Genomic DNA, 12,991 nt, shown 5'->3' with positions numbered 1-12,991 from the left:
ATCTTCGGGCTGATCGCCGGTTGCGAAAAGCTTGCGCAATACGGTCGCGGGGGGCGCTCATGAGCTGGATGCTGTGGCTGGCGGGGATCTCGAGCGCGTTGCTGTTCGCGTATCTCGTCTATGCGCTGCTGCGCGCGGAGGATATCGAATGAACGCGAACAATGGGCTGCAGGCGGCGCTGTTCATCGCCGTTTTATTGGCGGCGGCCGTGCCGGTCGCTCGTTACCTGACGCGCGTGATGGACGGCTCGTCGGCGCTCGTGCGGGTGTTCGGCCCGCTCGAGCGCGTGCTGTACCGGCTCGCGGGCGTCGATCCGGCCGCGGAGATGGGCTGGAAGCAGTATGCGATCGCGACGATCGCGTTCAACGTGCTCGGCGTGTTGTTCCTTTACGCGCTGCTGCGCGTGCAGGGGCTGCTGCCGGGCAATCCGCAGGGCTTCGGCGCGATGACGGCCGACGGCGCGTTCAATACCGCCGTGTCGTTCGTCACGAACACGAACTGGCAGGATTACGCGCCCGAGCAGACCGTCAGCTATCTCGCGCAGATGCTCGGCCTGACCGTGCAGAACTTCCTGTCGGCTGCGACCGGCATCGTCGTCGTGATCGCGCTGATTCGCGGCTTCGCGCGGCACAGCGCGCAGACAATCGGCAATTTCTGGGTCGACGTGACACGCGTGACGCTGTACGTGTTGGTGCCGATGGCGGCGATCATCGCCGCGCTTCTGATGAGCCAGGGCGTGATTCAGAACCTGAAGGCGTACCAGGAGGTGCCGACGTTGCAGGCCACCACCTACGCCGCGCCGAAGCTCGACGCGCAGGGCAATCCGGTCAAGGACGCGCAGGGCAATCCGGTGAGCGTGCCGACGCAGGCGAAGTCGCAGACGCTCGCGATGGGCCCGGTGGCGTCGCAGGAAGCGATCAAGATGCTCGGCACCAACGGCGGCGGCTTCTTCAACGGCAATTCCACGCATCCGTTCGAAAACCCGACGCCGTTCTCGAATTTCGTGGAGATGTTCGCGATCCTGATCATTCCTGCCGCGCTCTGTCTCGTGTTCGGCCACGTGATCGGCGATCGCAAGCAGGGTTTCGCGGTGCTCGCGGCGATGACGATCGCGTTCGCGGCCGCGATCGGCGTCGAGGCGGGCGCCGAGCAGGCGGGCACGCCCGCGCTCGCGGCGCTCAACGTCGATCAGGCGGCGGGCGCGCAGCAGGCGGGCGGCAATATGGAAGGCAAGGAAACTCGCTTCGGGATCGCGCAGACGAGCCTCTTTGTCGTCGCGACGACGGCCGCGTCGTGCGGCGCGGTCAACGCGATGCACGATTCGCTCACGCCCGTCGGCGGCCTCGTGCCGATGCTGCTGATGCAATTGGGCGAGGTGATCTTCGGCGGCGTCGGTTCCGGCCTCTACGGGATGCTCGTGTTCGCGCTGCTCGCGGTGTTCGTCGCGGGCCTGATGATCGGCCGCACGCCCGAATATGTCGGCAAGAAGATCGAATCGTATGAGATGAAGATGGTGTCGATCGTCGTGCTGCTCACGCCGCTGCTCGTGCTGGTCGGCACGTCGATCGCCGTGCTTGCCGTCGCGGGCCGCGCCGGTATCGCCAATCCTGGCCCGCATGGCTTCTCGGAAGTGCTGTACGCGCTCAGCTCGGCCGCGAACAACAATGGCAGCGCGTTCGCGGGCCTGTCGGTCGGCACGCCGTTCTACAACTGGCTGACGGCGATCGCGATGTGGTTCGGCCGCTTCGGCACGATCGTACCGGTGCTCGCGATCGCGGGCTCGCTCGCCGCGAAGAAGCGGATTGCCGCGACGGCCGGCACGCTGCCGACGCACGGGCCGTTGTTCGTCGTGCTGTTGCTCGGCACGGTGCTGCTGGTCGGCGCGCTGACCTACGTGCCGGCGCTCGCGCTCGGCCCCGGCGTCGAGCAGCTGATGATGTTCGCCGGCGCGCGATGAGCGTGCGCGGCGCAAACAAGAGGATTTTGGCGCGGCGTCCGCCACAACCGGACCCGCGCGTTTGAGGATCGCAATGACTCAACATTCCGCTACGCGATCGATGTTCGACCCGGCGCTCGTGCGCCCGGCGATCGTCGATTCATTCAAGAAACTCACGCCGCGCACGCAGTTGCGCAACCCGGTGATGTTCTGTGTGTATGCCGGCAGCATCCTGACCACGATCCTGTGGGCGGCCGCGCTGATGGGGCAGGCCGAAGCGCCCGCGGGGTTCATTCTCGCGGTGTCGCTGTGGCTGTGGTTCACCGTGCTGTTCGCGAACTTCGCCGAGGCGCTTGCCGAAGGGCGTTCGAAGGCGCAGGCCGCTTCGCTGCGCAGCGCGAAGCGGGACGTGATCGCGAAGAAGCTCGCCGCGCCGAATCCGAACGCGTCGGTGCGGATCACGACCGCGAGCGACCTGCGCCGCGGCGACATCGTGCTCGTCGAGACGGGCGACACGATTCCGGCCGACGGCGAGGTGATCGAAGGCGTCGCATCGGTCGACGAATCGGCGATCACCGGTGAATCCGCGCCGGTGATCCGCGAATCGGGCGGGGACTTTTCGTCAGTGACGGGCGGCACGCGCGTGCTGTCCGACTGGATCGTCGTGCGGGTGACGGCCAATCCCGGCGAGGCGTTCCTCGACCGGATGATTGCGATGGTCGAAGGCGCGAAGCGCAAGAAAACGCCGAACGAGATCGCGCTGACGATCCTGCTCGTCGCGCTGACGATCGTGATGCTGCTCGCCACCGCGACGCTGCTGCCGTTCTCGATGTTCTCGGTGGCAGCGATGAAGGCGGGCCACGTGGTGACGATCACCGCGCTCGTCGCGCTGCTCGTGTGCCTGATTCCGACGACGATCGGCGGTTTGCTGTCCGCGATCGGCGTGGCCGGGATGAGCCGGATGATGCAGGCGAACGTGATCGCGACGTCGGGCCGCGCGGTCGAGGCCGCGGGCGACGTCGACGTGCTGCTGCTCGACAAGACCGGCACGATCACGCTCGGCAACCGTCAGGCGTCGGCGTTCGTGCCCGCGCCGGGCGTGTCCGAGGAGGCGCTCGCCGACGCCGCGCAGCTCTCGTCGCTGGCCGACGAGACGCCCGAAGGCCGCAGCATCGTCGTGCTCGCGAAGGAGCGCTTCAACATCCGTCAGCGCGACATGGGCGCGCTGCACGCGACGTTCCTGTCGTTCTCCGCGCAGACGCGCATGAGCGGTGTCGATCTGCCCGGCCGCGAAATCAGAAAGGGCGCGGCCGACGCGGTGAGGAAATACGTCGAGGCGCACGGCGGGCGCTTTCCGGCCGACGTGACGAGCGCGGTGACGGACATCTCGCGGCGCGGCAGCACGCCGCTCGTGGTCGCCGAGATGCAGCGCGCGGCCGGCGAGCACGCGGCGGCGGGCGACGCAGTGGCGACGCTTACGCGCACCGCGCGCGTGCTCGGCGTGATCGAGCTGAAGGACATCGTGAAGGGCGGCATCAAGGAGCGCTTTGCCGAGCTGCGCAAGATGGGCATCAAGACCGTGATGGTGACGGGCGACAACCGGCTGACGGCAGCGGCGATCGCGGCCGAGGCGGGCGTCGACGATTTCCTCGCCGAGGCCACGCCCGAGACCAAGCTCGCGACGATCCGCGAGCATCAGTCGGCCGGGCGGCTGGTCGCGATGACGGGCGACGGCACCAACGATGCGCCCGCGCTCGCGCAGGCCGACGTCGCGGTCGCGATGAACACCGGCACGCAGGCGGCGAAGGAGGCGGGCAACATGGTCGACCTCGATTCGAACCCGACCAAGCTGATCGAGATCGTCGAGATCGGCAAGCAGATGCTGATGACGCGCGGCTCGCTGACCACGTTCTCGATCGCCAACGACATCGCTAAGTACTTCGCGATCATCCCGGCCGCGTTCGCGACGACCTACCCGCAATTGAACGCGCTGAACGTGATGCATCTGGCCACGCCCGCGTCGGCGATCATGTCGGCGGTGATCTTCAACGCGTTGATCATCGTGCTGCTGATTCCGCTCGCGCTCAAGGGCGTCAGATACCGGCCGCTCGGCGCCGCGACACTGCTGCGCCGCAACCTGCTGGTCTACGGCCTCGGCGGGATTCTCGTGCCGTTCGTCGGCATCAAGCTGATCGACGTCGCGCTCGCCGCGTTGGGCTGGGTTTGAAGTCGGAATTCAAAGGGATATCGCCATGAAATCATTGTTTCGTCCGCTCATCGTCGTGTTCGCCGTGCTGAGCGCCGTGACCGGGCTCGCGTATCCGGCCGTGATGACGGCTTTCGGCCAGGCCGTGTTTGCGTCGCAGGCGAACGGCAGCCTGATCGAGAAGAACGGCCGCGTGGTCGGCTCCGCGCTGATCGGTCAGCAATTCGACGCGCCGCAGTACTTCTGGGGCCGCTTGTCGGCGACGGGCCCGATGCCGTACAACGCGGCCAATTCGGGCGGCTCGAACCTGGGGCCGCTCAACCCGTCGCTGGAGGATCAGGTGAAAGGGCGCCTCGACGCGCTGAAGGCCGCCGGCACCGATCTGTCCAAGCCCGTGCCCGTCGATCTCGTGACGGCGTCGGGCAGCGGCCTCGATCCGCAGATCAGCCCGGCCGCGGCCGACTACCAAGTGGCGCGCGTCGCGAAGGCGCGCCATCTGCGGGAAGCCGACGTGCGGCGGCTCGTGGCCGACCATACCGCAGGCCGGCAGTTCGGCGTGCTCGGCGAGGCGCGCGTGAATGTGCTGAAGCTGAACCTCGCGCTGGACGCCGCTCAAGCCGCTCAGGCGGCGCACTGACCGGCGCGGGCGGCGCGCGCATCGTTCGCGGCGCGCCGGCCGCTGGGTTGGCCACTGAGTTGACCGCTCGGTCGGCCACTCAGTCGGCCATTGAAGGGACGGCTGAACCGGCCGCTTCCGTCATGTCCGATGACGTCAGGACGGCGTGTTCGCGCCGTCCTTTCCCTTTTTTGCGTTTTGGAACGACAATGGTTCAATGTCCGCCGCGCTACGGAAATTTCCGCCTCGCATGAACCGCCCCGATCCCGATGAACTTCTCGACAAGATCCAGCGAGAAGAGGAAAAGCAGCAGCGCGGCAAGCTGAAGATCTTCTTCGGCGCGTCGGCGGGCGTCGGCAAGACCTATGCGATGCTGCAAGCCGCGCGTGCGCGCCGGCAAGACGGCGTCGACGTGCTGGTCGGCATCGTTGAGACGCACGGGCGCCGCGAGACGGCCGCGCTCGTCGACGGCCTGGACGTGCTGCCGCTCGCGCAGATTGTCTATCGCGGCCGCGCGATCGGCGAGTTCGATCTCGATGCGGCGCTCGCGCGCAAGCCGCAGCTCGTGCTGGTCGACGAGCTCGCGCATTCGAACGTGCCGGGCGCGCGGCACTTGAAGCGCTGGCAGGACGTGTACGAACTGCTCGATGCCGGCATCGACGTCTATACGACCGTCAACGTCCAGCATCTGGAAAGCTTGAACGACGTGGTCGGTGCGATTACCGGCATCCGCGTGTGGGAGACCGTGCCCGATCGCGTGTTCGACGCCGCCGACGAAGTCACGCTCGTCGATCTTCCCGCCGAGGAACTGTTGAGCCGGCTGCGCGACGGCAAGGTCTATATCGCGCAGCAGGCCGAGCGCGCGGTGCGCAATTTTTTCCGCAAGGGCAATCTGATCGCGCTGCGCGAGCTGGCGCTGCGCCGCACGGCCGATCGCGTCGACGCGCAGATGCGTGAATACCGCGCCGACCGCTCGATCCAGCGGATCTGGCAGGCGCGCGAGCGGCTGCTCGTCTGCGTCGGCCCCGGCCCCGAGGCGCCGACGCTCGTGCGCGCGGCCGCGCGGCTTGCCGCGAGCCTGAAGGCGGACTGGCTCGCGGTATACGTCGAAACGCCGCGCCTCGCGCGGCTGCCGGACACGCTGCGCCAGCGCACGTTGAACGCGCTGAAGCTCGCGGCCGAACTGGGCGCGCAGACGGCGACGCTCACGGGCGCCGACGCCGTTGCCGCGCTGATCGGCTATGCGCAGGTGCGCAATGCATCGAAGATCGTCGCGGGCGGCTCGTCGAAGACGGGGCTGATGCGGCGTCTTGCGCGCCCGTTCGGCGAGGAGCTGGCCGAGCGCGCGGGCGACATCGATCTGATGCTGATCCGCGCGCACGCGGGCGGCGGCGCATCGGGCGAAGCCGCGCGCCCGATGCTCGATCCCGCCGCGCGCGCGTGGCGTGACGCGCTGTCCACCGTCATCGACGGCCGTTCGCCGCCGCGCAACTACGCATACGCGGCGGTGATCTGCGCGGCGGTCACCGGCGTCGCGAATCTGCTGCACGGCAGTCTCGATCTGACCAATCTCGTGATGCTGTATTTGCTCGGCGTGGTGTTTTCGGCGGTGCGCCTCGGGCGCGGGCCGGGCGTGCTGCTGTCGTTCCTGTCGGTTGCCGCGTTCGATTTCTTTTTCGTGCCGCCGCGGATGTCGTTCTCGGTATCCGATACGCAATATCTGCTGACCTTCTTCGGGATGCTGCTGACGTCGCTCGTGATCAGCCATCTGACGTCGAGCCTTACGCGCGGCGCGCAGATCGCGCAGCGCCGCGAGCGGCGCACGGGCGCGATGTATGCGATGGCGCGCGAGCTGGGTGCGGCGCTCACCACCGAGCAGATCGTCGAGATCGGCAGCCGCCACGTGTCCGAGGTGTTTCGCGCGCGCGTCGCGGTGCTGCTGCCCGACAGCGCGGACAAGGTCCGCCAGAAGCTCGAAAACCCCGACGAAGCAGTAACGCTCGCGGGCGGCGCGCTCGATGTCGACGTCGGTCAGTGGGTGTACGACCAGCAAAAGCCCGCGGGCCACGGCACTGACACGCTGCCTGCCGCGGCCGCGCGCTATCTGCCGCTGAAGGCGCCGATGCGCACGCGCGGCGTGCTCGCCGTCGTCACGAAAGATCCGCGCGAGCTCGAAGTGCCGGAGCAGCAGCGCATGCTCGATGCATTCGCCGCGCAGATCGCGCTCGCGCTCGAACGCGTCCACTATGTCGACATCGCGCGCGACGCGCTCGTCAATATGGAATCCGAGCGGTTGCGCAACTCGCTGCTGTCGGCGATCTCGCATGATCTGCGCACGCCGCTCACGGCGATCGTCGGGCTGTCGTCGATGCTCGTGAACGCGCGTGCGGCGGCCGCGCGCGGCGCCGGCCACGCGGGCGAGCGCGAGGACGAGCTGGTCGAATCGATCCACGACGAGGCGCTGCGCATGACCGGAATCGTCACGAATCTGCTCGACATGGCGCGGTTGCAGGCGGGCAGCCTGCAACTGAAGCGCCAGTGGTCGCTGCTCGAGGAGACGGTGGGCGCGGCGCTCGCCGCGTGCAAGCGGGTGCTGGCGCGCCATCCGGCGCAGGTGCGGCTGCCGGCCGATCTGCCGCTGCTGCAGATGGACGCGGTGCTGATGGAGCGGCTGTTCGCGAACCTGTTCGAGAACGCCGCGAAGTACGCACCGCCCGATACGCCGATCGAGATCAGCGCCGAGCGCATTGTCGATGATGGCGCGCCGTTCGTGCGCGTGTGCGTCGACGATCGCGGGCCTGGCCTGCCGGCAGGCATGGAGGCGCGGATCTTCGAGAAATTCACGCGCGGCGAGAAGGAATCGGCCAAGCCCGGCATCGGACTCGGCTTGGCGATTTGCCGTGCGATCGTCGAAGCGCACGGCGGTAAAATCGGCGCGCTCAACCGGCTTTCGCCCGAGCGCGCGGTCGAAGGCGCGCGCTTTTGGTTTACGTTGCCCGTCGAGGCGCCGCCGCCCGCGCCGGGCGCGGCGGACGACGGTACTCTCGACGCTGCCGACGCCGACGCCGACGCCGACGCGGCGGCCGCATCCCGCGCCGCCGAGCCCGCGCCTGTTTCTCCGGATCATCCGCATACCCATGAGTGAACCGACCATCACTGTCGTTCTGATCGAAGACGAAAAGCAAATCCGCCGTTTCGTGCGCACCGCGCTCGAGGAAGAGGGAATCGCGGTGTTCGACGCCGAGACCGGCCGCCAGGGGCTGATCGAAGCGGCGACGCGCAAGCCCGATCTCGCGATCGTCGATCTCGGGCTGCCCGACGGCGACGGCCTGGACGTGATCCGCGAGCTGCGCGGCTGGTCCGAAATGCCGGTGATCGTGCTGTCGGCGCGCACGCACGAAGAGGAGAAGGTGGCCGCGCTGGACGCCGGTGCCGACGATTACCTGACCAAGCCGTTCGGCGTATCCGAGCTGCTCGCGCGGATACGCGCGCATTTGCGGCGGCGCAACCAAGGCGGCGCGGCCGAGACGCCGCAGGTGAGCTTCGGCGACGTGAGCGTCGATCTCGCGCTGCGCCGCGTGTGGCGCGCGGGCGAGGTCGTCCATCTGACGCCGCTCGAATACCGGCTGCTTGCGACGCTCGTGCGCCACGCGGGGCGCGTGCTGACGCACCGGCAATTGCTGCGCGACGTATGGGGGCCGTCGCATGTCGAGAGCCATCACTATTTGCGGATCTACATGGCGCATCTTCGGCAGAAGCTCGAGACCGATCCGGCGCAGCCGCAGCACATCATCACCGAGACGGGGGTCGGTTATCGGCTCGTCGGTGTCGGGGGCTGACTCGGCGGGGCAAGCGCGCCGGGCGCCATTGCGCCGATTTTTGCCTATGCTGAACACTCGGCAATTCCGATAGGAGGTCCGCCATGTTCGCTCGTTCATTGCGCCGCCTCGCGTGGATCGCGGGCATCGCGCCGGCGTTCGCGCAGCCGCAGCCGGCTGCGCCTGATGCCGCGCATGCGAATCCGGCATCGGTTCATTGCGAGAAGCTCGGCGGCAAGGTGGCGATTCACGACAGCGCGCACGGCCAGTACGGCGTTTGCGTATTCAAGGACGGCCGCGAGTGCGACGAATGGGTGCTGTACCGCGACGGCCGGTGCGTGCCGCTCGACGCGCGAGGCTGGCCGATCGCGGCGCGCAGCGCGAAGCCCGCGTCGAAGTAAGGGGCGGCCGGCCGTATCGTAAGCGTTTCGTTATAATCGACTCCGCCCGGGGACGGCCCCGGGCGGGCGGCCCACGCAAGCCTGGCCTTTTGTCTGCGTGCGCAGACCCCGGCCGCCGACATTCAACGGGGACGACCCCATCGGTTTGCGGAGCGTCTCATCATGCCCTGGTTGTGGCTTTGTATTGCCGGCCTGCTCGAAGTCGCGTGGGCGGCGGGTCTCAAATCGTCCGAAGGCTTCACGCGCGTCGGCCCTTCCGTTTTCACGATCGTCACCGCACTCGGCAGCTTCGGGCTGCTCGCCGTCGCGATGCGCGAGCTGCCGCTCGGCACCGCTTATGCGGTGTGGACGGGCATCGGCGCACTCGGCGCGTTCGTGTTCGGGATCGTGATGCTCGGCGAGGCGGTGACGTTGGCGCGCGTCGCGAGCGCCGCGCTGATTCTCGTCGGGCTGATCGGCCTGAAGCTGACGTCGGGCGGCTGAGCGCCGCGGCCGCGCGGCGCGGTTTGTCCGGTTGACGCGCCGCGGCGGCGGCGTATCGCGCGTCTATAATGGAGCGGTATTCATCGGACGATGTCCCGCTGCCGCGAGCGAACGGACGGGACCGCCGCGGCGATCGACCGATCCGCCCGGCACCGGGCGGCGCTCGCCCGCGAACCGCGCGTATCGCGCAAGGAGGCGGCTATGATTGAAGCCATTTCGCTCGGCGCGGGGCTCGCGTGGGCGAGCGGCCTGCGCCTCTATCTGACCGTGCTGATCGCGGGCGTTTGCGCGCGCATCGGCCTGATCCAGCTGCCCGACACGCTTGCCGTGCTGACGTCGTCGTGGGTAATCGGCGCGGCCGCCGTGCTCGCGCTCGCCGAATTCCTCGCGGACAAGATTCCCGCGTTCGATTCGCTGTGGGACGCGGTTCACACGTTTATCCGGATTCCCGCGGGCGCGGTGCTTGCAGCCGGCGCGCTCGGCCATGCCGATCCGACGCTGCTCGCGCTCGCCGGTCTCGCGGGCGGCACGCTCGCCGGCTCCGCGCACATCGCGAAGGCGGGCACCCGCGCGCTGATCAACTTGTCGCCCGAGCCGATCTCGAACTGGATCGCGTCGACCACCGAGGACGGTCTCACGGTCGGTGGTCTCGCGCTTGCGTTCTTCGTGCCGCTCGCGTTCATCGTGCTGGTGATCGGCTTTCTCGTGTGCGCGGCCTGGGCGCTGCCGCGCCTTTGGCGCGGCGTGTCGGGCGGTTTTCGCGGGATGGCGAACCAGATGGTGTCGCGGCTGAACTCGATCGGGAGCAAGCGCGATTGACGGCGGCGGGTAACGGCATGCCGCCGGCGGGCCGCCGCCGCTTCGGCGCCGGCGATCTCATGCGGCTGGCCGGGCGGATGACGCTGCGCGATTGGCGCTCGGGCGAGCTGACGCTCGTCGCGCTCGCGCTCGTGCTGGCCGTGGCCGCGCTCACGAGCGTCGGCTTTCTTGCCGACCGGCTGCGCCAGGGCCTCGAGCGTGATGCCCGCCAGATGCTCGGTGCGGATTTCGTCGTCAGGGCGGATCATCCGGTCGATCCGTCGTTCGCCAACGAGGCGCGGGCGCTCGGGCTGAAAACCGCGACGACGGCGATTTTTCCGAGCATGGTCGGTGTGGCGGGGCAAGGTCGCGCGGCGGCCGGTTCGGCCGCCGCTGCCAGCTCGGCGGGCGCTTCGGCCGCGCCGGCCGGTACGCCAAGCGTGGCCGCGTCGCGGCTCGCGGCGCTCAAGGCCGTGTCCGCCGGCTATCCGCTGCGTGGCGCGGTGCAGATCGCGCGCAGCGCGAACGAGGCCGGCCAGCGTGCCGGTTCGATTCCGGTCCCCGGCACCGTCTGGGCCGATCCGGCGCTGCTCGGCGCGTTGCATCTGCAAACCGGCGATACGCTGCGCGTCGGCACCCGCACGTTCACGATCGCCGCCGTCATCACGCGCGAACTCGATCGCGGCTTTTCGTTCGTCAACTTCTCGCCTCGCGTGATGATGCGCGCCGACGAACTCGAATCGACCGGCCTCACCGGCTACGGCAGCCGCGTGACGTATCGGCTGCTCGTCGCTGGCGAGGCTGCCGCTGTAGCGCGCTTCGCGCGCTACGCGCATACGCGCGTCGACGGCGGCAAGCTGCGCGGCGTCGCGCTCGAATCGCTCGAGCAGGGGCAGCCGCAGGTGCGCCAGACACTCGACCGCGCGCGCCACTTCCTCACCCTCGTCGCGCTGTTGAGCGCGCTGCTCGCGGCCGTGGCGATCGCGATGGCCGCGCAGCGTTACATGCGGCGCCATCTCGACGGCTGCGCGGCGATGCGCTGCCTCGGCGCGAGCCATCGCACGCTGTCCGCGCTGTTCGCGATCGAGTTCGTGCTCGTTGGCGTGGTGGGCGGCGTCGCGGGCGCGGTGCTCGGCTATGGCGGCCATCTGGCACTGCTCGCCACGCTCGGCAGCCTGATCGACGTGGCGTTGCCGCCGCCTTCCGCATGGCCGGCGGCGATCGGCGTCGCGACCGGCCTCGTGCTGCTGCTGGGCTTCGCGCTGCCGCCGCTCGCGCCGCTGACGCGCGTGCCGCCGGTGCGTGTGCTGCGCCGTGATTGGGGCGACGCGGGGCGCGTCGCATGGATCGGCTATGCGTTGGGCATCGCGCTGTTCGCGGCGTTGATCGTCGCCGCGGCTGGCGAGCTGAAGCTGGGCGCGATCGTCGCGGGCGGCTTCGCGGGCAGCCTCGTGCTGTTTGCGCTCGTCGCGCGGCTCGTGTTGTTCGCGGCCGCGCGGCTCGTGCGCGACGGCCGCGTCGCGGCAGGGTTGGGCTGGCGCTATGCGCTCGCGTCGCTCGACCGGCGCGGCATGGCCAGCGCGCTTCAGCTCACCGCGCTCGCGCTTGGCCTGATGTGCCTGCTGTTGATCGCGATCACGCGCAATGATCTCGTCGCCGGCTGGCGGCAATCGACGCCGCCCGATGCGCCGAACCAATTTCTGATCGATATTCAGCCCGACCAGCGCGATGGTGTGATCCGCTATCTGGCGGCCAACGGCATCGCGGACCCGGCGCTGGCGCCGATGGTGCGCGCCCGGTTGATCGCGGTGAACGGCAAGCCGGTGAATCCGGACGACTACAAGAGCGACGACGCACGCCGCCTCGTCGACCGCGAGTTCAACTTGTCGTACACGGCGCGCTTGCCCGATGACAACCGGATTGTCGCGGGCGACTGGTACGGCGCGTCGAGCGCGTCGCAGATCTCGATCGAGGCGGGGCTTGCGAAGCTCATCGGCGTGAAGCCCGGCGACACGCTGCGCTTTGACGTGACGGGCCTGACGATCGACGCGCCGGTGACGAGCGTGCGCAAGCTCGACTGGGGCACGTTCCGCGTGAACTTCTTCGTGCTGATGCCGCGCGCCGCGCTCGCGGATTTTCCGGCGACCTACATCACGAGCTTTCACCTGCCGGCCGCCCGGCAGCGCGTGCTCGACGGGCTGATCGCCCGCTATCCGAACCTGACCGCGATCGACGTCGCGCCGATTCTCGCGCAGCTCGAGCGCGTGCTGCTGCAAGTGGTCGGCGCGGTGCAGTTCCTGTTCGCGTTCACGCTGGCCGCGGGCGTGCTCGTGCTGTATACGGCGCTGGCAGCCTCGCGCGACGAACGCATGCGCGAGGCGGCGCTGATGCGTGCGCTCGGTGCCTCCCGTGCGCAGATCGCCGCGATGCAGCGCGCGGAGTTCATTGTCGTCGGCGCGTTGGCGGGCGCGATGGCGGCATGCGGCGCGCTGGGCATCGGCTCGGCGCTGGCCTCGCGCGTGTTCGATTTTCAGCTTGCGCTCAATCCGTGGCTCGCGCCGGCCGGCATCGCGGCGGGCGTTGTCTGCGCGGGCGCGGCCGGCTGGCTCGGTTTGCGCAGCGTGCTGCGGCGGCCTGCGCTGCAATCGTTGCGCGACGGCTGAGCCGCACGCCGCGCTGGGCCGTTCGGCCGGCCATGGGTGGCCGGTTTTCTTCCTTCATTTGACTGGATCG

10 protein-coding genes are annotated in these 12,991 nt (G+C 69.0%); all 10 read left to right on the top strand.

The annotated features are described in order from the left end of the window. The first annotated feature begins 59 nt into the window (after nucleotides 1-59). Nucleotides 60-152: a K(+)-transporting ATPase subunit F gene (kdpF, locus tag WS68_RS02450; RefSeq protein WP_059513110.1), complete on the top strand. Its 93-nt coding sequence runs from the start codon at nucleotides 60-62 to the stop codon at nucleotides 150-152. Then, complete coding sequence (kdpA, locus tag WS68_RS02445; protein WP_059569286.1) at nucleotides 149-1,957, top strand: potassium-transporting ATPase subunit KdpA; 1,809 nt, start codon at nucleotides 149-151, stop codon at nucleotides 1,955-1,957. Before kdpF ends, kdpA begins: the two co-directional genes overlap by 4 nt. A gap of 73 nt (nucleotides 1,958-2,030) precedes the next feature. After that, entirely contained in the window at nucleotides 2,031-4,163 is a 2,133-nt protein-coding gene (gene kdpB, locus WS68_RS02440) for a potassium-transporting ATPase subunit KdpB (protein ID WP_059569285.1), read from the top strand. 25 nt (nucleotides 4,164-4,188) lie between these two features. Next, nucleotides 4,189-4,779 (top strand): potassium-transporting ATPase subunit KdpC, encoded by a 591-nt coding sequence (gene kdpC, locus WS68_RS02435; protein ID WP_059569284.1) that lies wholly within the window; start codon nucleotides 4,189-4,191, stop codon nucleotides 4,777-4,779. A gap of 229 nt (nucleotides 4,780-5,008) precedes the next feature. Continuing rightward, the gene (locus tag WS68_RS02430; RefSeq protein ID WP_082709769.1) at nucleotides 5,009-7,903 is read left to right on the top strand and encodes a DUF4118 domain-containing protein; all 2,895 of its coding nucleotides are present in this window, start codon (nucleotides 5,009-5,011) and stop codon (nucleotides 7,901-7,903) included. After that, nucleotides 7,896-8,597, top strand: a complete 702-nt coding sequence (gene kdpE / locus WS68_RS02425) for a two-component system response regulator KdpE (protein WP_059569283.1) — start codon at nucleotides 7,896-7,898, stop codon at nucleotides 8,595-8,597. Before WS68_RS02430 ends, kdpE begins: the two co-directional genes overlap by 8 nt. A gap of 83 nt (nucleotides 8,598-8,680) precedes the next feature. Beyond that, the gene (locus tag WS68_RS02420; RefSeq protein ID WP_059569282.1) at nucleotides 8,681-8,977 is read left to right on the top strand and encodes a putative hemolysin; all 297 of its coding nucleotides are present in this window, start codon (nucleotides 8,681-8,683) and stop codon (nucleotides 8,975-8,977) included. 162 nt (nucleotides 8,978-9,139) lie between these two features. After that, nucleotides 9,140-9,460, top strand: coding sequence for a quaternary ammonium compound efflux SMR transporter SugE (gene sugE / locus WS68_RS02415; RefSeq protein ID WP_059569281.1), 321 nt, complete (start codon nucleotides 9,140-9,142; stop codon nucleotides 9,458-9,460). Between the two features lie 201 nt (nucleotides 9,461-9,661). Beyond that, nucleotides 9,662-10,279 carry a DUF4126 domain-containing protein gene (locus WS68_RS02410; RefSeq protein WP_059569555.1) on the top strand — a complete coding sequence of 206 codons (618 nt, stop codon included), beginning with the start codon at nucleotides 9,662-9,664 and terminating at the stop codon, nucleotides 10,277-10,279. After that, complete coding sequence (locus WS68_RS02405; protein ID WP_059569280.1) at nucleotides 10,276-12,921, top strand: ABC transporter permease; 2,646 nt, start codon at nucleotides 10,276-10,278, stop codon at nucleotides 12,919-12,921. The genes WS68_RS02410 and WS68_RS02405 overlap by 4 nt, the downstream gene beginning before the upstream one ends. Nucleotides 12,922-12,991: the final 70 nt, after the last annotated feature.

The organism is Burkholderia sp. TSV86 (assembly GCF_001522865.1).
In the GTDB taxonomy this organism is placed as follows: domain Bacteria; phylum Pseudomonadota; class Gammaproteobacteria; order Burkholderiales; family Burkholderiaceae; genus Burkholderia.
This window is presented reverse-complemented; position numbering and strand designations above follow the sequence as displayed.

Coding starts and splice junctions, on each gene's coding strand:
- kdpF (WP_059513110.1), top strand. CDS start 60: ATGAGCTGGATGCTGTGGCTGGCGGGGATCTCGAGCGCGTTGCTGTTC.
- kdpA (WP_059569286.1), top strand. CDS start 149: ATGAACGCGAACAATGGGCTGCAGGCGGCGCTGTTCATCGCCGTTTTA.
- kdpB (WP_059569285.1), top strand. CDS start 2,031: ATGACTCAACATTCCGCTACGCGATCGATGTTCGACCCGGCGCTCGTG.
- kdpC (WP_059569284.1), top strand. CDS start 4,189: ATGAAATCATTGTTTCGTCCGCTCATCGTCGTGTTCGCCGTGCTGAGC.
- WS68_RS02430 (WP_082709769.1), top strand. CDS start 5,009: ATGAACCGCCCCGATCCCGATGAACTTCTCGACAAGATCCAGCGAGAA.
- kdpE (WP_059569283.1), top strand. CDS start 7,896: ATGAGTGAACCGACCATCACTGTCGTTCTGATCGAAGACGAAAAGCAA.
- WS68_RS02420 (WP_059569282.1), top strand. CDS start 8,681: ATGTTCGCTCGTTCATTGCGCCGCCTCGCGTGGATCGCGGGCATCGCG.
- sugE (WP_059569281.1), top strand. CDS start 9,140: ATGCCCTGGTTGTGGCTTTGTATTGCCGGCCTGCTCGAAGTCGCGTGG.
- WS68_RS02410 (WP_059569555.1), top strand. CDS start 9,662: ATGATTGAAGCCATTTCGCTCGGCGCGGGGCTCGCGTGGGCGAGCGGC.